This window comes from Brevundimonas alba (genome assembly GCF_011927945.1).
Lineage (GTDB): Bacteria > Pseudomonadota > Alphaproteobacteria > Caulobacterales > Caulobacteraceae > Brevundimonas > Brevundimonas alba.
Map to the genome: position 1 here is coordinate 303,739 of NZ_JAATJM010000001.1, position 17,292 is coordinate 321,030.

16 protein-coding genes are annotated in these 17,292 nt (G+C 69.5%); 8 read left to right on the forward strand and 8 right to left on the reverse strand.

The features are described from left to right. Positions 1-85 precede the first annotated feature (85 nt). The 3 genes from GGQ87_RS01400 to GGQ87_RS01410 all read right to left on the reverse strand — a co-directional run bounded on the left by GGQ87_RS01400 (position 86) and on the right by GGQ87_RS01410 (position 5,200). Positions 86-613 carry a porin family protein gene (locus tag GGQ87_RS01400; RefSeq protein ID WP_168044933.1) on the reverse strand — a complete coding sequence of 176 codons (528 nt, stop codon included), beginning with the start codon at positions 611-613 and terminating at the stop codon, positions 86-88. 177 nt (positions 614-790) lie between these two features. Further along, entirely contained in the window at positions 791-3,481 is a 2,691-nt protein-coding gene (ppdK, locus tag GGQ87_RS01405) for a pyruvate, phosphate dikinase (RefSeq protein ID WP_168044934.1), read from the reverse strand. Between the two features lie 456 nt (positions 3,482-3,937). Continuing rightward, on the reverse strand, positions 3,938-5,200 hold the full coding sequence (locus tag GGQ87_RS01410; protein WP_168044935.1) for an alpha/beta fold hydrolase: 1,263 nt from the start codon (positions 5,198-5,200) through the stop codon (positions 3,938-3,940). A gap of 134 nt (positions 5,201-5,334) precedes the next feature. On the opposite strand from GGQ87_RS01410, the gene GGQ87_RS01415 reads away from it, so the two are divergent. After that, complete coding sequence (locus tag GGQ87_RS01415) at positions 5,335-6,414, forward strand: site-specific DNA-methyltransferase (RefSeq protein ID WP_168044936.1); 1,080 nt, start codon at positions 5,335-5,337, stop codon at positions 6,412-6,414. A 3-nt stretch (positions 6,415-6,417) separates the two neighbouring features. On the opposite strand, the gene mutY is transcribed toward GGQ87_RS01415, so the two are convergent. Further along, a complete protein-coding gene (gene mutY / locus GGQ87_RS01420) occupies positions 6,418-7,473 on the reverse strand; it encodes an A/G-specific adenine glycosylase (RefSeq protein ID WP_168044937.1) in 1,056 nt (351 codons plus the stop codon). Between the two features lie 21 nt (positions 7,474-7,494). Between mutY and GGQ87_RS01425 the strand changes: the two genes are divergently transcribed. The 6 genes from GGQ87_RS01425 to smc all read left to right on the forward strand — a co-directional run bounded on the left by GGQ87_RS01425 (position 7,495) and on the right by smc (position 13,767). Continuing rightward, on the forward strand, positions 7,495-8,061 hold the full coding sequence (locus tag GGQ87_RS01425) for a DUF721 domain-containing protein (protein WP_168044938.1): 567 nt from the start codon (positions 7,495-7,497) through the stop codon (positions 8,059-8,061). A gap of 72 nt (positions 8,062-8,133) precedes the next feature. Beyond that, positions 8,134-8,445 (forward strand): autorepressor SdpR family transcription factor, encoded by a 312-nt coding sequence (locus tag GGQ87_RS01430; RefSeq protein ID WP_168044939.1) that lies wholly within the window; start codon positions 8,134-8,136, stop codon positions 8,443-8,445. Next, complete coding sequence (locus GGQ87_RS01435) at positions 8,442-8,858, forward strand: hypothetical protein (RefSeq protein WP_168044940.1); 417 nt, start codon at positions 8,442-8,444, stop codon at positions 8,856-8,858. Before GGQ87_RS01430 ends, GGQ87_RS01435 begins: the two co-directional genes overlap by 4 nt. 168 nt (positions 8,859-9,026) lie before the next feature. Beyond that, the gene (locus GGQ87_RS01440) at positions 9,027-9,671 is read left to right on the forward strand and encodes a thioredoxin domain-containing protein (protein WP_168044941.1); all 645 of its coding nucleotides are present in this window, start codon (positions 9,027-9,029) and stop codon (positions 9,669-9,671) included. 7 nt (positions 9,672-9,678) lie between these two features. Beyond that, positions 9,679-10,317, forward strand: a complete 639-nt coding sequence (locus GGQ87_RS01445) for a thioredoxin domain-containing protein (RefSeq protein WP_168044942.1) — start codon at positions 9,679-9,681, stop codon at positions 10,315-10,317. Positions 10,318-10,329: 12 nt separating this feature from the next. Next, positions 10,330-13,767 (forward strand): chromosome segregation protein SMC, encoded by a 3,438-nt coding sequence (smc, locus tag GGQ87_RS01450; protein ID WP_168044943.1) that lies wholly within the window; start codon positions 10,330-10,332, stop codon positions 13,765-13,767. A gap of 5 nt (positions 13,768-13,772) precedes the next feature. On the opposite strand, the gene GGQ87_RS01455 is transcribed toward smc, so the two are convergent. The 3 genes from GGQ87_RS01455 to GGQ87_RS01465 form a co-directional block, all read right to left on the reverse strand. After that, positions 13,773-14,297 carry a hypothetical protein gene (locus tag GGQ87_RS01455; protein ID WP_168044944.1) on the reverse strand — a complete coding sequence of 175 codons (525 nt, stop codon included), beginning with the start codon at positions 14,295-14,297 and terminating at the stop codon, positions 13,773-13,775. Between the two features lie 64 nt (positions 14,298-14,361). After that, on the reverse strand, positions 14,362-14,832 hold the full coding sequence (locus GGQ87_RS01460; protein ID WP_168044945.1) for a GNAT family N-acetyltransferase: 471 nt from the start codon (positions 14,830-14,832) through the stop codon (positions 14,362-14,364). Between the two features lie 32 nt (positions 14,833-14,864). Next, a complete protein-coding gene (locus GGQ87_RS01465) occupies positions 14,865-15,587 on the reverse strand; it encodes a WecB/TagA/CpsF family glycosyltransferase (RefSeq protein WP_168044946.1) in 723 nt (240 codons plus the stop codon). Between the two features lie 84 nt (positions 15,588-15,671). Here GGQ87_RS01465 and GGQ87_RS01470 point away from each other — a divergent pair, with 84 nt between their 5' ends. Then, entirely contained in the window at positions 15,672-16,115 is a 444-nt protein-coding gene (locus tag GGQ87_RS01470; RefSeq protein WP_168044947.1) for a surface-adhesin E family protein, read from the forward strand. Here GGQ87_RS01470 and GGQ87_RS01475 read toward each other — a convergent pair. Then, positions 16,078-17,202, reverse strand: coding sequence for a mechanosensitive ion channel family protein (locus tag GGQ87_RS01475; RefSeq protein WP_168044948.1), 1,125 nt, complete (start codon positions 17,200-17,202; stop codon positions 16,078-16,080). The genes GGQ87_RS01470 and GGQ87_RS01475 overlap by 38 nt on opposite strands. Between the last annotated feature and the right edge of the window lie 90 nt (positions 17,203-17,292).

Consider the following 17,292-nt stretch of genomic DNA (forward strand, 5'->3'; position numbering starts at 1 on the left):
CGAAGTCACAAGCCCTTCATCCGGAGAGAGAAAAGGTCCGCCGGCGAGCGGCGGACCCTCCCTGTTCGCGTAATACGTGCCGGCCCTAGAAGCGGCGGACGAAGCTGAGACCGTAGGTGTCGAGTTCGCCTCCGTTGTCTTCCTGGAAGTCGCGGCGAGTCCAGTCGGCGCGGATGCCGTTGCGGCCGTCGATGAAGTAGTTGGCGCCGACGCCGTAGTTGACGCTTTCACCGTCTTCGGTGGCGGCGAAGCCGGCGGTCGAGGCCTTCACCTCGGTGGTGCCGTAGCCGACGCGGCCGAAGAGCTCGAGGTTTTCGGACAACGGGAGCTTGGCCACGCCGTAGACCGCGGCGTCGTACTCGTGCTCGAGGGTGGTGTTGACGCCGCCGAAGGTGACGTCCTGATCCTTGACGCCGACCGAGGCCTCGCCCTCGATGCCGAGGTTGCGGGTGAAGTCGTAGCCGACCCGGCCGGTCACGGCGCCAAGGTCGCCGTCATCGCCGTCCAGCTGGGTGTAGCCGATCGAGCCGGTGACGCGGGACGCGGGGTCCTGAGCCATGGCCGGGGCGGCGATCAGAGTAAGAGCAGCAGTCGCGAGAAGAACGTTACGCATGGTTTCTTGTATCCTCTAGATGTGGTCACTTCTGCGGTGACCAGCCCCATCCAGCGGATACACAAATGGGCCTCCATTGAAGTCGTTCCAGTGCCGGGAAACGACTTGAAACCGACTGTGCGCGGGGTGGCACAGACGCCGATACGCCAATCGTGACCTTATCTGGGCGAATGGTTGCTATCGGTCCTTCTCGCGCTCCGTCCCGGCCTGCGCGTGCAGGGCCGCCTGGGCGGCGGCGAGGCGGGCGATAGGAACGCGGTAGGGGGAGCAGCTGACGTAGCTGAGGCCAACCTCCTCGCAGAAGGCGATCGAGGCGGGATCGCCGCCGTGTTCGCCGCAGATGCCCATCTTGATGTCCGGGCGCGCCGCGCCGCCACGTTCGGCGGCGATGCGGATCAGGTCGCCGACGCCTTCCTGATCGAGGCGGACGAAGGGGTCGGTCTCGAAGATGCCCTTGTCCATATAGGCCTGCAGGAACCGGCCGGAGTCGTCGCGGCTGATGCCGAAGGTGGTCTGGGTCAGGTCGTTGGTGCCGAAGGAGAAGAACTCGGCGTGTTCGGCCAGATCGCCGGCGCGCAGGGCGGCGCGGGGCAGTTCGATCATGGTGCCGACCAGATACTCGACCCGGTCGCCGGCCTCGGCGAAGACGGCCTCGGCGGTGCGGTCCGTCAGCTCCCGCAGGTATTTCATCTCCAGCCCGAGCGCGACCAGCGGGTGCATGATCTCGGGGATGGGCGCCTCGGCCGCGGTCTTCTTCACTTCCAGCGCCGCCTCAAGGATTGCGCGGACCTGCATCTCGTAGATCTCGGGATAGGCGACGCCGAGACGGCAGCCGCGGTGGCCGAGCATGGGATTGGTTTCGTGCAGTTCCTTCGCCCGCCGCTTCAGCTTGGCGGCGTCGAGACCCTGTGTCTCGGCCAGGGCGTCGATCTCGGCTTCGGTGTGCGGGATGAATTCGTGCAGCGGCGGGTCGAGCAGGCGGACGGTGACCGGCAGGCCGGCCATGATCCGGAACAGCTCGACGAAGTCGGCCTTCTGGAACGGCGCGATCTTGGCAAGGGCGGCGCGGCGGCCAGCCTCGTCGTCGGCCAGGATCATCTCGCGCACGGCGGCGATGCGGGCGTCGTCGAAGAACATGTGCTCGGTGCGGCAGAGGCCGATGCCTTCGGCCCCGAAGCCGCGTGCGGTCTTCGCGTCGAGCGGCGTCTCGGCGTTGGCGCGGACCTTGAGGCGGCGGACCTTGTCGGCCCAGGCCATCAGGGTCTGGAAGTCGCCCGTCAGCTCGGGCTCGATCATGGCCACGGCGCCGTCGAGCACCTCACCCTTCGAGCCGTCGATGGTGATGACCTCGCCGGCGCGGAAGGTGCGGCCCCGGGCGGTGAAGGTCCCTGCCCGGCTGTCGATCTGGATCTCGCCCGCGCCGGAGACGCAGGGCCGGCCCATGCCGCGGGCGACCACCGCCGCGTGGCTGGTCATGCCGCCCCGCGCGGTGACGATGCCGCGCGCCGCGTGCATGCCGTGGATGTCCTCGGGCGAGGTCTCCTCGCGGACGAGGATGACCGCGTCGCCGAGTTGCGACAGGCGCTCCGCCTCGTCGGCATCGAACACCACCTTGCCGGTCGCCGCGCCGGGGGAGGCTGGCAGGCCGGCGGCCACGACTTTGCGCTCGGCGTTCGGGTCGAGGGTCGGGTGCAGCAGCTGGTCGAGCGCCGACGGCTCGACCCGGCCGATGGCTTCCTCCTGCGAGATCACGCCCTCGGCCGCGAGATCGACGGCGACCTTTAGCGCCGCCTTGGCCGTACGCTTGCCGTTGCGGGTCTGCAGCATCCACAGCCGGCCCTGCTCGACCGTGAACTCGATGTCCTGCATGTCGCGGTAATGGGTCTCGAGACGGCCGACGACGTCCACGAACTGGGCGAAGACCTCGGGCATCGCCTCTTCCATCGAGGGGGCGGTTTCGCCCATCTCCTCGCGCCCCGCCTTCGTCAGCGATTGGGGCGTGCGGATGCCGGCGACAACGTCCTCGCCCTGGGCGTTGATCAGGAACTCGCCATAGAGTTTGGCCTCGCCCGTCGACGGGTTCCGGGTGAACGCGACGCCGGTGGCCGAGGTGTCGCCCATATTGCCGAAGACCATTGACTGGACGTTGACCGCCGTGCCCCAGCTTTCGGGGATGTCGTGCATGCGGCGATAGAATTTGGCGCGATCGTTCATCCAGCTGGCGAAGACGGCGGACACCGCCCCCCACAGCTGGTCGTTGGGATCCTGCGGGAAGGCGTGACCGAGGTTGTCCTCGACCACCCGCTTGTAGTCGGCGACGACCTTTTCCCAGTCGGAGGCCGAGAGGTCGGTGTCTATGGTGACCCCGAGCCGGTCCTTGTGATCATCCAGCACTTCCTCGAAGTCATCGTGGGACAGGCCCAGAACGACGTTGGAGTACATGGTGATGAAGCGGCGGTAGCTGTCGAAGGCGAAGCGCCGATCGCCGCTGAGGGCCGCGAGCCCTTCCACCGTCTCGTCGTTGAGGCCGAGGTTAAGGACGGTATCCATCATGCCCGGCATCGAGGCGCGGGCGCCGGAGCGGACCGAGACCAGCAGCGGGTTCTTCGGATCACCGAAGCTCTTGCCGACGATCCCCTCGACCGTCTTCAGGCCCGCGGCGACCTGTTCCGCCAGATCGGCCGGATAGCTCTGGCCGTTCGAATAGTAGTGGACGCAGGCTTCGGTGGTGATGGTGAAGCCCGGAGGCACCGGCAGGCCCAGCGACGACATCTCGGCGAGGTTCGCGCCCTTGCCGCCGAGAAGGTTCTTCATCGACGCGTCGCCATCGGCGGAGCCGCCGCCGAAGCCGTACACCCACTTGGTCATCCATCAGCCCCTGAGCCGTGATCGAACGCGGCGGAGTCGCTCCACTCGCGGTGCATGGCCCCGCTTACCGCGCGCGGCACGGCATGGCGAGGCTGAGCGTGTAACAAAACGTGAGCCGCTGTGACGGTTCCGGCGAGACGCGCGACACTGTCACCGAAAAACGCGAAACCCTGTCATCCCGACACTCTCGTGCGCTTGGTGATTTCCGCGCGTGCTGGCGCGGTGGCGTCGCTTGGGCGTTGTGCGCTGGCCTTCCTCCTTCCGCGGACAGAAAAGCACGCGCCTGCGTCAGAAGCGGTCGCAGCCGGGCCATCGAGCGGTTGGGCGGCAATTCCGAGGGGTCCGGGATGACGCGAGATGACCGGGTTTGGCAGGGTTGGCAGGGTATGACCTGACAGGGTTTCTCCCCACTGTTCCTCTCGCCGCCCTCTCTCGGGTGCGCTGGGACGACAGGCGTTAGATCGGGCGGGCCGCAGGCCGGGTCCGGGTCGCGGGTCTTGCCTTATCCATCGGCCCATCGCCGGGCTGGGCGGGCGGCGCGAGGTCGGCGTCGGGCGACAGGAAGGAGCGGCGGGTGGGTGCCGGGGCGCGGCTGCGCAGCAGGCGGACGAACTCGGCGAAGTCGCCGATCTGCTCGTTGTAGAAGGCCGCCTTTTCGACCGGCCCCATGTGACCGGCGTCCTCGACGCGAACCAGCCGGCCCTGCGGAAGGGCTTCAGCGATGGTTTCGCCCGCGTGGTCCTTGGTGATGAGGTCGCGTCCACCGACGAAGACGAGCGCGGGCACGTCGACGTTCGCGAGTCGGTCGGTCACCGACCAGCGACACATGGCGATGTTGCCGAGGGCCTGGACGGCGGGAGAGTTCTTGGTGATCAGCCGGGTGGTGCGCTCGAGATGCTCGCGCATCGGCCGAGTCCCGAAGCCGACAACCCGCGCCGCGACATGGCTGGAGCCGCTGAGGTAGGCCTGCCAGTTCATCGCCCAGGTCAGGGGAGAGACGAAGGTTTCGAGCTTGCAGGCGAACTCGATCAGCGGCTGCAGCGGAGTGAGGACGCGCGAGAACACCATGGTCGTCAGCGGATTAGTGTGGGTGGTGTTCTCCAGCACGATGCCCGCGATACGGTGGTTCAGCAGTTCCGGGTGACGGGCGCAGAAGGTCTGGACGATCATGCCGCCGATGCTGTGGCCGACGAGAATGACGGGCCGATGCTCCGGCAGGCTGTCGACCACGGCGTGCAGGTCCTCGGCGAAGGCCTCGACCGAATAGCCGGTGGTCGGTCGACCCGAGCGGCCGAGACCCGGCAGGTCCCAGAACACCAGACCGAAGCGTTTACCGAGATCGGCGCGGGCCTCCGCCCAGATGCGGGCCGACAGACCCCAGCCGTGGCTGAAGACGAGGATCGGGCCGTCCATCGCGCCTTCGACCTCGACATGGAGGACCGAGCCGTCGGCGCCGGCGACCGCGACGCTTTCGGCGCGACGGGCGGGCGCGGTGGTTCCGCCGCGTCCGAGCAGCATCAGCATGGGCGTGCGGCCCAGCAGGCTGAAGGCCATCAGGGCCCCGCCCCACCACAGACGCGCGTTCGAGGGCTCGGCGAGGTTCAGCGTCTCGGCCACATGCTCGGCGTCGTACCAGCTCCACAGCAGCCAGGCGGCGACAGCGAAGACGGCGATCGACGCGATCGCGAGGATACGCTGGAGAAAGGCGAACAGGACCATCAGGCGAACTTTCGTCAGGAGCCGAACCCAACACCCGGCGAACCCTGATCGTTCCGTGGAAATCGCCGCGGCTAACCCGGCCTTAACCGCGATGATTCACCACTCGGTCTCCAAGCTGTACGGGGCCGAGTTATATGTCCGGGTTGAAGACCGATGTCGTTCTGAGGGGCGATTGCATCGAGGTGCTGAAGGGCCTGCCCGACGCATCCGTCGACATGGTCTTCGCCGACCCGCCCTATAATCTGCAGCTGGGCGGCGATCTGCTGCGGCCGGACAACAGCCTGGTCGACGCGGTCGACGACGACTGGGACAAGTTCGACAGCTTCGCCGCCTATGACGCCTTCACCCGCGCCTGGCTGACCGAATGCCGCCGCGTGCTGAAGCCTGAGGGCTCGATCTGGGTGATCGGCAGCTATCACAACGTCTTCCGGCTGGGCTCGGCGATCCAGGACCTCGGCTTCTGGGTGCTGAACGACATCATCTGGCGCAAGTCGAACCCGATGCCGAACTTCAAGGGCACGCGGTTCACCAATGCCCACGAGACGCTGATCTGGGCGGCGCGGAGCCGCGAGCAGAAGCGCTACACCTTCAACTACGACGCGCTGAAGGCCTTCAACGAAGACACACAGATGCGGTCGGACTGGACCTTCGCCCTGTGCACGGGCGAGGAGCGGATCAAGGATGCCGACGGCAAGAAGGCGCATCCGACCCAGAAGCCCGAGGCCCTGCTGCACCGCGTGCTGCTGGCGGCGACGAAGCCCGGCGACGTGGTGCTGGACCCGTTCTTCGGCACCGGTACGACGGGGGCGGCCGCCAAGCGGCTGGGGCGGCATTTCATCGGCATCGAGCGCGACGAGGGATACGCCAAGGTGGCCGAGAAGCGGATCAAGGCCGTGATCCCGGCCGCGCCGGAGGACCTCGCGGTGATGGGCTCCAAGCGGGCCGAGCCGAAGGTGCCGTTCGGCGCGCTGGTCGAGGCAGGGCTGCTGCGGCCCGGCGACCGGCTGTACTGCCCGAAGGGCGAGCGCGAGGCGCGGGTGCGGGCCGACGGCTCGCTGGTGGCCGGCTCGCTGAGCGGCTCGATCCACAAGATGGGCGCCCTGTTCGAGAACGCGCCGGCCTGCAACGGCTGGACCTACTGGCGCTTCAAGTCCGATCAGGGCCTGAGGTCGATCGACACCCTGCGGGCCGAAGTCCGCGCGGGTATGCAGTAGGGCTCAGCCGGCGAGGCCGCGCTCCAGCGCCTTGCGGAAGACGGTGGGCAGGGAGGCCAGGGCCTCCGCCTCCGGCAGCCAGATGAAATCGCCCCCGCCCTGCCCGGCGCGCACCTGCAGCGTCAGGGCGAAATGGGTGAAGACATGCTCGACGGAGCCGGTCTCGCGCCAGTTCGCGGGAACCGGGGGCGCTGTCTCGACGGGAGCGGCCGCCCAGTCGCTGGTCGGCAGGCCCAGCATGCCGCCGAGCAGTCCCTTGTCCGGCCGCCTGACCAAACCGATGCGGCCCTGATCGTCGCGCAGCACCCATGCCATGCCGGTGCGGTGGGGGCGGTCGGCCTTCTTTGTCTTGAGCGGATAGCGTTCCGGCCGGCCGGACTGAAAGGCTGCGCACCACGCCGTCAGGGGGCAGCGCTCGCAGAGGGGGCGGCCGGGGCGGCAGACGGTGGCGCCGAGGTCCATAAGGGCCTGGGCCCAGTCGCCGGGGCGTTCGTCCGTGACGAGGGAGCCGGCGAGCCGTTTCAGCTCCGGTTTCGCGGCGGGAAGCGGCGTCTCGACGGCGAACAGCCGGGCTGTGACGCGCTCGACATTGCCGTCGACGACATTGGCCGGGCGGCCGAAGGCGATGGCGGCGACGGCGGCGGCCGTGTAGGCGCCGACGCCCGGGAGGGCGAGCAGCCCCGCCTCGGTGTCGGGGAAGACGCCGCCGTGGTCCCGGGCCACGGCGCGGGCGCAGGCCAGCAGGTTGCGGGCGCGGGCGTAGTAGCCGAGCCCCGCCCAAGCGGCCATGACATCGGCGTCCTCGGCGGCGGCGAGGTCCGACACGGTCGGCCAGCGGCGGGTGAAGGCCTCGAAATAGGGGGTCGCGTGGGCGGTGGTCGTCTGCTGCAGCATGATCTCGGACAGCCAGACGCGATAGGGATCGGGCGGCGCCGCGCCGGGCCCCGCGCGCCAGACGAGCGTGCGGCGGTGCGCGTCGTACCAGCCGAGCAGGGCCGCGCGGACGGCGGTGCGGTCGCCGGCGGCTGACTTGGGGACTTCGGCGGGGACGGAAGGCATCGCCCGCGCTATAAACCGGAAATGGCCCGCACGCTGCCCACCGACGCCGAGGTTCGCGAAATCCTGTCGCGGCGACGCACGCGCCCGGCTCCCCGTCCGGCGCCCAAGGCGGGGCGGGCGCTGCAAGGGCTGATCAAGGAACTGGACGCGAAATTCGGCCGGGGGGCCTCGGCGCTGGAGCCGCGCTGGACCGAGATCGTGGGCGAGCGGCTGGCTCGGGTGACCCTGCCGCAGAAGCTGATCAAGGGGCGCGGCGGCGCGGGCGGGACGCTGGAACTGCGCGTGGCCGGGCCTGCGGCCCTGCTGGTGCAGCACCAGTCGGAGGAGATACTCCAGCGGGTGAACCTGTTCCTCGGCCCCGGCAGCGTCGACAAGCTGAGGATCGCGCAGGGGCCGGTGAAGGCGCCAGTCGGCCTGGCGAAGCCCGCGCGCCCCAGGGCTGGCGCCAAGCCGCTGGCCGCGCACGAGGAGGCGGAGTTGAAGGCGGCGGTCGCGGAGGCGCCGGATGCGCTGAAAGGACCGCTGGAGCGGCTGGGCCGGGCTGTGCTGGGCGATCCGCACAAGGGCCGCGAGCGGGCCGGAGACTGAAATCAGCGCGAAGACGGAGGGAATGCGCAACCTCCGCTTGACATATTTCGATGATTAGCTAAATATCGAGACATGAACAAGGTCTTCAAGGCTCTGGCTGACCCCACCCGCCGCCGCGTGCTGGAATTGCTCCGGCAGCGACCGATGACGGCGGGCGAGCTCAGCGAACATTTCGAGGTCTCGAAGCCGACCATGTCGGCGCATTTCGCCGTGCTGCGCGAGGCCGACCTCGTCGATGCCCACAAGCAGGGCGTCACCATCACCTACCGGCTGAAGCTGTCGGTGCTCGAGGAGGCGCTGCTGGGTTTCAGCCAGGCCTTCGGCATCGGGGCCGCGCCATCCGCCGACATCCCCAACATCCCTCCGAAGGAGACACGCTCATGACCCACCGCCTCGTTCCGGCGATCGCCCTCGCCGCCTTCATCATCACCGCCGCCCTGGGACTGTCCTATGCGGAGGGGGCCGGATGGGTCGGCGAGGAGGGAGGCCGGCGCATCATGCAGGTGCTTATTGGCCTGATGCTCGCCGCCTACGCCAATATGATGCCCAAGCAGCTCGCGCGGCCCAACAGTTCGCCCCGCGCGGAGGTGGCGACACAGTCGGTGCTTCGCGTCGGTGGATGGTCGCTGGCGCTGGCCGGGCTGGTTTACGCCGGGCTCTGGACGCTGGCGCCGCTGGACATCGCGGACATCGGCTCGATGGTTGTGCTGGGCGGCGCGACGGCGTTCATGCTGGGATATGCCGTCTGGACCTTCGCCGCCTGCCGGCGGGCCGCGGGAGGCTCGACCAGCGCCTAGACGGTGGAGCGACGACGGGACGCGCTGGCGCAGCCGATCTTCTTTGGCTAGATCGGCTGTTCAGCGATAGACTGGTTCCGACCGGTCTGCCGCGGCGGACACAGGCGCGCGCATTTACGGGGAATCGCGCGATGCTCTCCACCATCCCGTGCCAGTGAGGACGACCCGATGAGCGCCAACACCCGTTTCGCCGCAATGAGCCGCCGCGCGGCCATCACCGCCGCCGCCCTGACCGCGGCCATGGGCCTGGCCGCTTGTGGAGGCGGCGGCACAGGTGCTGCCGCTGAAGGCGACATGGCGATCGGGGCTCCGGACGGAGCCAAGGTCACAGTGGTCGAATACGCCTCGGTCACCTGCCCGCACTGCGCCGCGTGGCAGGAGAATACCTGGGCCGCCTTCAAGGCCGCCTATGTCGACACCAACAAGGTCCGCTACGTCTTCCGTGAACTGCCGACCCCGCCGGCTCCGGTCGCGGTGGCCGGCTTTGCGGTGGCGCGTTGCGCCGGCGAGGACAAGTATTTCCAGGTCATCCACGAACTGATGGCCGACCAGCGCGCCTTCGTCGGCGATCCGCGCGGGACGCTGGTGCGGGTCGGCAACGGCGTCGGCCTGAGCGAGCAGCAGGTTCAGGCCTGCATCACCGACGAGGACGCGCTGAAGGCGGCCGATGACCGCGCCTCGGCCGCGACCAAGGCCGGCGTGACCACCACGCCCGCCTTCTTCGTCAATGGCACGCAGGTGATCACGCCGGGCGGCGAAGGCCCGAGCATGGAAGACCTGTCGAAGGCGATCGACGCCGAACTGGCCAAGTGATCCTGCGATGAAGCGGCTTTCCCGGTTCCTGCTGATCCTGCTCGCCGCGCTCGCCGCGCCGACCTTCGCGCTCGCCCAGAGCGTGGAGCCGGTGCGGGCGGGCGACCGGACACTCGGGTCGGCCAACGCTCCGGTCACCCTGACGGTCTATCTGTCGACGACGTGCAGCCACTGCGCGGCCTGGCACACCGAGGACTTCCCGGCCTTCAAGGAACGGTATGTCGACACGGGCAAGGTGCGGGTCGCGTTCCGGGACCTGCCCACCCCGCCGCAGCAGGTCGCCATCGCCGGGGCGGTGATGGCCCGGTGCGCGGCGGAGGACAAATACGACGTCGTGCTGGACACGCTCTTCCGGAGCCAGGGGCAGTTGCACGCCCAGCCCGGTCCGCCGTCGCAGGAGACGGTCGTCGGCTGGCTCGCCGCCGCCGGGCAGGCCGGCGGGCTGACGCGGGACCAGATGAACGCCTGCTTCTCCAGCGAAGCGACTTTCGCGGAACTGGAAGCCCGGGCGGCGCAGTCTTCCGCCGACGGGGTCAATTCGACGCCGAGCTTTTTCATCAACGGCCAGCCGGTGCCGGAGACGATGACGGCGCGCGACGTGGCGGCCTTCGAACCCCTTATCCAGCCGCTGCTCGACGGCCGGTGATCCGCTAGCGGGATGCAGTTCCAGCGCCTCCGGCTCGTCGGCTTCAAGTCCTTCGTCGATCCCGCCGAGGTGCATATCGAGCCGGGCCTGACCGGCGTCGTCGGGCCGAACGGCTGCGGCAAGTCCAATGTGCTGGAAAGCCTGCGCTGGGTGATGGGCGCGAACTCGGCCAAGGCCATGCGTGGCCAGGGCATGGACGACGTCATCTTCGCAGGCGCCGCCAACCGCCCGCCGCGCAGCCACGCCGAAGTCCAGCTGACGATCGACAACACCCAGCGCAAGGCGCCCCAACCCTTCACCGACAGCGCGGTGATCGAGGTTTCGCGCCGGATCGACCGGGGACAGGGCTCGACCTACCGGATCAACGGCAAGGAGGTCCGGGCCCGCGACGTGCAACTGCTGTTCGCCGACGCCTCGACCGGCGCGAACAGTCCGGCGCTGGTGCGTCAGGGCCAGATCAGCGAACTCATCGCCGCCAAGCCTCAGAACCGCCGCCGCATCCTCGAGGAAGCCGGCGGGGTGGCGGGCCTGCACACGCGCCGGCACGAGGCGGAGCTTAGGCTCAAAGCGGCCGAGGCCAATCTGGAGCGGCTGGACGACATCGGCCGCGAGCTGGAAACGACGCTGACGCGGCTGAAGCGCGAGGCGCGGCAGGCGGAGAAGTACAAGAAGATCTCCGCGGAGATCAGGGCGCTGCAGGCGGCGCTGGTCTATGTGCGTTGGAACGACGCCCGCGTGGCTGCGGAGACGGCGGCGAAGGAGCTGGGCGAGGCGGACCGCGCGGTGCTGGAGGCCACGACCGCCTCGGGCCGGGCGCAGACGGCCTCGCTGAATGCGCAGGAGGCGCTGAAGCCGGCGCGCGAGGAGGATGCGGTCGCCGGGGCCCTGCTGCACCGTGCGTCGCTGGAACGCGACCGGCTGGACATGGCCGAGCAGGCGGCGCGGGCCGAGGTCGAACGGCTGACCGCGGAGTCCGCGCGCATCGCCGCCGACATCGAGCGCGAAACCGCCATGACGGGCGACGCCGAGGCCGAACTGACGCGGCTGACGGCGGCGCTGGAAACCCTGAAGGGCGAGATCGCCGCGGCGCCGGGGCGTGGACCCGAGCTGGAGGCCGCCCTGGCTTCGGCGGAAGAGGCCCGGAAGGCCGCGGACACCGAGGTCGAGCGGGTTGCGGGAGCCGTGGCCGCCGTCGAGGCGCGGGTCTCAGCGGAGAACGCCCGCAAGCGCGACGCCGAGGCGCGGGTGGCGCGGGCGGAGGCGCAGCTGGCGTCCGCCAAGGCCGAGCGTGAGGCGCTGGGCGCTCTGGAAACGCCCGAGATCGAGGCCGCTCGAGGCACGCTGGAAGCGGCGCAGGCTGCGCTGGCTGCGGCGCGAGCGGCGGTCGAGGCGGCGGAGGCTGATCGCGGCGACCGGGCGCGGGCCGAGCAGGAGGCCCGTCAGACGGCGCGTGCGGCGGAGGACCGTCTGGGGCGGCTGCAGACCGAGGCGCGGGGTCTGGCGCAGCTGCTGGTGCAGGGCAAGCGGGAGCATGCCCCGGCCCTGGACCGGGTGCAGGCCGACAAGGGCTATGAGGCGGCTCTCGCGGCCGCGCTGGGCGACGATCTGGACGCGGCGCTGGATGCACGGGCGGCGACTTATTGGGCTGGAGCGGAGGTTCCGTCGCCTGCATGGCCGGCGGGTGTCGAACCGCTGGCGGAGCATGTCTCGGCGCCGGATCAGCTCAAAGCGCGGCTGGCCCTATGCGGCGTGGCGGAGCGGGGGTCGATCGGGGCCTTGGCCGCGGGCCTGCCGGTGGGCGCGCGGCTGGTGACCCGCGAGGGCGACCTGTGGCGCTGGGACGGTTTCGTGCAGCGCGCCGAGGCGCCGCGTCCGGCGGCGGTGCGGCTGGCGCAGCGCACCCGGCTGACAGAGCTGGAAGCCGAGATCGACGACGGCAAGCCGGCGCTGGATGCGGCCCAGGCCGCCATGAAGGCTGCAACCGAGGCATTCCGCGCGGCGGAAGAGGCGGTGAAGACCGCCCGCGCCGCCCCCTTCCCGCTCGACAAGGGGGTGACGGCGGCGCGCGACCGGGTCGAAGCTCTGGGTCGCGAGCAGGCCCGCAAGGAGGCGCGGGCGCAGGCGCTGGACGAGACGCTGGCGCGACTGGCGGCTGAGGTCGAGGCGGCGCAGGCGGCCTTGGCGGAGGCGCAGGGCGTCGAGGCTCCTTCGGAGACGCTGAATGGCCTGCGCGCCGAACTGACAGCGGCGCGAACCGCGGCGGACGCGGCGCGAGGCGCGGCGGCCAACGCCCGGGTCGAACGCGACGCGGAGGCGCGCGAGGTCGCCGGAAGGCAGGCGCGGCTGGACGGCCTGACCCGCGAACGCGACAGCTGGGCGGCGCGAGCGAAGGACTCCAAGGCGCGGATCACGGTGCTGGAGAAGGACGCGGAGAAGACGGCTGCCAGGTTGAAGGCGGCGGCCGATGCGCCGGAGCAGTTGGCGGCGCAGCGGTCATCCCTGCTGGACGCCCTGACCACGGCCGAGACGCGGCGCAGGGCGGCTGCGGATGCGCTGGCGCTGGCGGAGGGTCAGGCCGCTGAGGCAGACCGCGCGGCGCGGGCGGCTGAGAGCGCGGCGTCCTCGGCGCGCGAAGCCCGGGCGGGGTTGGCGGCGCGGTCCGAAGCTGCGGCCGAGAAGCTGGCCGAGATGGACGCCAACCTTCGCGAGACGGCGCAGATGTCTCCCGAGGAACTAGGCCAGAAACTGACCGACGACGCCATCGCGCGGCCGCCCGACGCCGCCGGCGCGGAGAGCCTGCTCTACGGTCTGGAACGCGAGCGCGAGGCGCTAGGACCCGTCAATCTGCGCGCCGAGGACGAAGCCGGCGAATACGGCGACCGGCTGCAGACGATGAAGGTCGAGCGGTCGGACCTGACCAGCGCCATCGCCAAGCTGCGCGACGGTATCGACGAGCTGAACGCCGAGGGCCGGGAACGGCTGGTGGCGGCGTTCGACATCATCAATGACAATTTCCGCACCCTGTTCGAGGCGCTGTTCGGCGGCGGCCAGGCCGAGCTGAAACTGGTCGAGAGCGACGATCCGCTGGAGGCGGGGCTGGAAATCTACGCCTGCCCGCCGGGCAAGCGGCTGTCGGTGATGAGCCTGATGTCGGGCGGAGAACAGGCCCTGACGGCGACCGCGCTGATCTTCGCCGTCTTCCTGGCCAACCCAGCCCCGGTCTGCGTGCTGGACGAGGTCGACGCGCCGCTGGATGACGCCAACGTCGATCGCTACTGCCGGATGCTGGACGAGATGCGCAAGCGGACGGATACGCGCTTCATCGTCATCACCCACAATCCGGTGACGATGAGCCGGATGGACCGGCTATACGGCGTCACCATGCCTGAACGCGGCGTGAGCCAGCTGGTCAGCGTGGACCTGACGCAGGCGGAGACGCTGGTGGCCTGAGCCGCCTACCAGCCGCTGTCGTTGATTTCCGCGATCCGCGCGATCTCGGTCACCGCACGCACCCTGAACAGCATCAGGTTCGAGAGCACGTGGCCGCGCGTCGTCCCGAAGGCGTGATGCTCCATGCGGTAGAGCGCCGGGCCGTTGTCGACGCGCCCAAGCGATACCCAGCCTTCGCTGTTAAGCCACCATGTCTCGACGTCGTCGGGCTGCTCGACGGCGATCGAGAGCAGGAGGGTGCCGCAGTTCCGTTCTTCCATCGGACGTTCGGGCGTCGGGCAGTCGATCTCACGGACGAGGACACCCGCAAGGTCGGGCCAGTCTATGCGTCCGATGCGGACATTCTCCTCGTCGGGCAGATCCGTCCAGACGCCGCCGGCCTCAACGGCGAGTTCGCGGATTTCCGCGCCCGTTACGCCATTCCACCAGGTACGATTGCTCTCGCTGTTCCAGTCTACCGTCTGTGCGGCGGCTGGAGCGGCCAATGCGATGACGCATGCCGTCAGCAGAGCGTGCAGCTTGAATCCCATGACAAACCTCCCCCGAGTTCGCCGAACATAGGGAGGTAAAACCTCGGCTGTCCAGCCGGACGGTTCAGGGGACTGTGGTGGGACGCACGAAATGGAAGGCGGTGATGGCGTAGCCCTCGCGGAAATAGAAGCGGTGGGCGCGGGTGCGGTGCGTGCCGGAGATCAGGGTCGTGGTCGGGCAGCCGACGGCGGCGGCCTGGCTGTCGAGCCAGCGGAGCATGGCCGCGCCGTAGCCCTTCGACCGGTGGGCCTCGTCCGACACCAGATCCTCGATCTCAAGACGCCAGCCGCAATAGGTGGTTTCGAACACCCGCCAGAGGGCGATGGCGCGGACCTCGCCCTCGTCCACCACCTGCGCCAGACGAGCGCCGTCGGGGAACAGCCGCTCGATATGCGCCGGATAGTCGGCTTCGAGCGCGGGTCGCAGCTGGCGGTGCAGGGCCTCGCCTTCCAACAGCAGCGGACGGCGTGCCGCGGGATCGTTGAGGGTCAGGGCCTCGGCGGTGCGAAAATCGATGCGGGCGAAGGCGGACATGCGGTGAAGCTTGCGGCGCTCCGGGGCCGGGTTCAACCCTGCCCAAGCACCTCGTGCCGGATGAACAGGCCGAAGATGGCCGGCCCCTCGATCACATAGCGGCGGAACATGCGGCGCGGCTGGGTCATCAGGCGGTGCAGCCACTCGAGCGACAGGGCCTGATACAGGCGAGGCGCGCGCTGCTGGCGGCCGGTCAGGAAATCGACCGAGGCGCCGACGCAGAGGGTGACGCCGTGATCACGACCGGCGGCGCGCAGGGCGTGGGCGAACCGCTCCTGCTTGGGGAAGGAGACGCAGGCCAGCAGCACATCCCAGTCGGCGCGGGCGGCCTCGTCGATGGCGGAGACCCAGACGCCGGTTCCGGGCGTCAGGCCCATCGGGGCGTCGATGAAGGTGAAGGGGCGCGCCGGATAGCGGGCGGCGAGGTCGTCGAAGGCGGCGCGGTCCGGGCCGAAGACGCCAATGGTCAGGTCGTGGTCCGAAGCCAGCAGATCGGCGGTCATGTCGGAGCCGGGATAAACCGCCAGGGACTTGCCCCTGAGCCGCGCCAGATGGGCGAGGATGCGGCTGTCGCAGATCATCAGGTCGGCGTCGCCATAGACATCGGCCTCGACCCGGCCGTCCATCAGCTTGATGACGTGATCGACGTTGGGCGTGACGACCCAGGCGTAGGGACCCCGCGCCATGGCGGCGACGCGGCCCAGCAGGCTCGCGCGGTCGCCGTCTGCGAAGTCCAGCGTCATGAAGCGCGTCATGCGGCGAGCCTACTCGCCAGCGGGTCAACGGGCGGTTACGACTGGGGGATGAAAACGGCGGCGCGCGCGGTCCTGCTTGGTTTGATGCTCGGTGCCCCGGCCTGCGCCGAGCCCGTCGCACCCACCCAGGGACCGCAACTGGTGCTGACCGGGGTTGGGCGGTTCGCTGTCTTCGCCGATGTGTCGACCATCCAGCGCGACGGCGACCGGGTCAGGATGCGCTCGCTGCAGGTGACAGAAGAGGATTTCACCGCGGGCGGACAGACCTACTGGGGCGGCTGGTCGTGGTGGAGTTTCGACTGCCGCGCCCGGACGGCTGACCGTCTGGACTTCGCCTCGGTGCGCGAGGGCGGCGCGGAGGGCCCGGCGACGGCGGATACGGAGGCGGCCTATCCGGCCGCCGCCGGCGGGGACGCGGCCGAACTGCTGGCGGTCGCGTGCGACCCGGCCTCGGCCGGCGAGGCGGACGCGGACAGTCTGGCGGACGCGGTCAGGGTTGGACGCGGGGCGCTGCGTCTGGCGGGCTGACGCGGTCGAGGTCGACGCGATCCCGCGGCAGCGCCTCGGGGCACCGGTCGCGCATGAAGGCCAGCATCTTCTCGCGGATTTCACAGCGCAGGTCGAAGGCCGCCGCTCCGTTGCGGGCGCTGGCGAGGCAGCGGACCTGGGCCACCCGGTCGGTGATGTCGGTGACCTGAAGGCTGATCACATCGCCGTCCCAGAGCGGGCTCTCGCGGCAGATGCGGTCCAGTTCGGTCCGCAGCCGGTCCATAGGCGCCTCATAGTCGACATAGAGGAAGGCCGTGCCGATCAGGCGCGAGGTCTCGCGGGTCCAGTTCTGGAACGGCTTCTGGATGAAGTAGGTCAGCGGCAGGATCATCCGCCGCCAGTCCCACAGCTTGACCACGACATAGGTCGAGGTGATTTCCTCGACCGTGCCCCACTCCCCTTCGACGATGACGGCGTCGTCGAGGCGGATGGGCTGGCCGGTCGCGATCTGCACGCCGGCGATCATGTTGGTCAGCAGAGGCTGGAGGGCGAAGCCGGCGATGATGCCGACGACGCCGGCGGAGGCCAGCAGGCTCATGCCCCACTGCCGGACCTCGGCGATGGTGAGAAGCGCCAGGCCCAGCGTCACTATGGCGATAAGCAGGGCGGCGATCCGCTGCAGGATGCGGGCCTGGGTGATGTGCTTGCGGGCGACCAGATTGTCTTCCGTCGCCATGTTGAAGCGGCGCAGATAGACCACGGCCCACATGTCGGACGCGCCGATCAGCATCCAGCCGATGTCGAGGATGAACAGGAAGAGCAGGGTCTGGCGGATCGCGTGTGACGCCGCCGGATCGAGCGGCGACACGGTGACAGCGAGGCTCATGGCCGCGATCATCACGGCGATCCGCACCTTCAGCCGGGCCCGGCCGACGACGCCGCGCCAGAAGACGTCGCGGTTCCTGACGGCCAGCTTCAGCAGCGCGAAGACGATCTGGTTGGCGGCCCAGCCAACGAAGACGAAAACGACGACAATGCCCGCGACCACCGCCCACTCCGGCAGCCACGACAGGCGTCGCCAGAGACGAAAGACCTCGTGGGTCAGGTCGGTGATGAAAGGCGGCATGGTTTCCTGCGAAGACGCCGTGGCGGCGACTTCATAACGTCCGGAACACCGGAGGTTTGCATAACCGCAAATCGCGGGAATAGTGCGGGC

What these genes read in the sequence shown, in the direction of transcription:
- GGQ87_RS01400 (WP_168044933.1), bottom strand. Translation starts at nt 613, where the DNA reads ATGCGTAACGTTCTTCTCGCGACTGCTGCTCTTACTCTGATCGCCGCC.
- ppdK (WP_168044934.1), bottom strand. Translation starts at nt 3,481, where the DNA reads ATGACCAAGTGGGTGTACGGCTTCGGCGGCGGCTCCGCCGATGGCGAC.
- GGQ87_RS01410 (WP_168044935.1), bottom strand. Translation starts at nt 5,200, where the DNA reads ATGGTCCTGTTCGCCTTTCTCCAGCGTATCCTCGCGATCGCGTCGATC.
- GGQ87_RS01415 (WP_168044936.1), top strand. Translation starts at nt 5,335, where the DNA reads ATGTCCGGGTTGAAGACCGATGTCGTTCTGAGGGGCGATTGCATCGAG.
- mutY (WP_168044937.1), bottom strand. Translation starts at nt 7,473, where the DNA reads ATGCCTTCCGTCCCCGCCGAAGTCCCCAAGTCAGCCGCCGGCGACCGC.
- GGQ87_RS01425 (WP_168044938.1), top strand. Translation starts at nt 7,495, where the DNA reads ATGGCCCGCACGCTGCCCACCGACGCCGAGGTTCGCGAAATCCTGTCG.
- GGQ87_RS01430 (WP_168044939.1), top strand. Translation starts at nt 8,134, where the DNA reads ATGAACAAGGTCTTCAAGGCTCTGGCTGACCCCACCCGCCGCCGCGTG.
- GGQ87_RS01435 (WP_168044940.1), top strand. Translation starts at nt 8,442, where the DNA reads ATGACCCACCGCCTCGTTCCGGCGATCGCCCTCGCCGCCTTCATCATC.
- GGQ87_RS01440 (WP_168044941.1), top strand. Translation starts at nt 9,027, where the DNA reads ATGAGCGCCAACACCCGTTTCGCCGCAATGAGCCGCCGCGCGGCCATC.
- GGQ87_RS01445 (WP_168044942.1), top strand. Translation starts at nt 9,679, where the DNA reads ATGAAGCGGCTTTCCCGGTTCCTGCTGATCCTGCTCGCCGCGCTCGCC.
- smc (WP_168044943.1), top strand. Translation starts at nt 10,330, where the DNA reads ATGCAGTTCCAGCGCCTCCGGCTCGTCGGCTTCAAGTCCTTCGTCGAT.
- GGQ87_RS01455 (WP_168044944.1), bottom strand. Translation starts at nt 14,297, where the DNA reads ATGGGATTCAAGCTGCACGCTCTGCTGACGGCATGCGTCATCGCATTG.
- GGQ87_RS01460 (WP_168044945.1), bottom strand. Translation starts at nt 14,832, where the DNA reads ATGTCCGCCTTCGCCCGCATCGATTTTCGCACCGCCGAGGCCCTGACC.
- GGQ87_RS01465 (WP_168044946.1), bottom strand. Translation starts at nt 15,587, where the DNA reads ATGACGCGCTTCATGACGCTGGACTTCGCAGACGGCGACCGCGCGAGC.
- GGQ87_RS01470 (WP_168044947.1), top strand. Translation starts at nt 15,672, where the DNA reads ATGCTCGGTGCCCCGGCCTGCGCCGAGCCCGTCGCACCCACCCAGGGA.
- GGQ87_RS01475 (WP_168044948.1), bottom strand. Translation starts at nt 17,202, where the DNA reads ATGCCGCCTTTCATCACCGACCTGACCCACGAGGTCTTTCGTCTCTGG.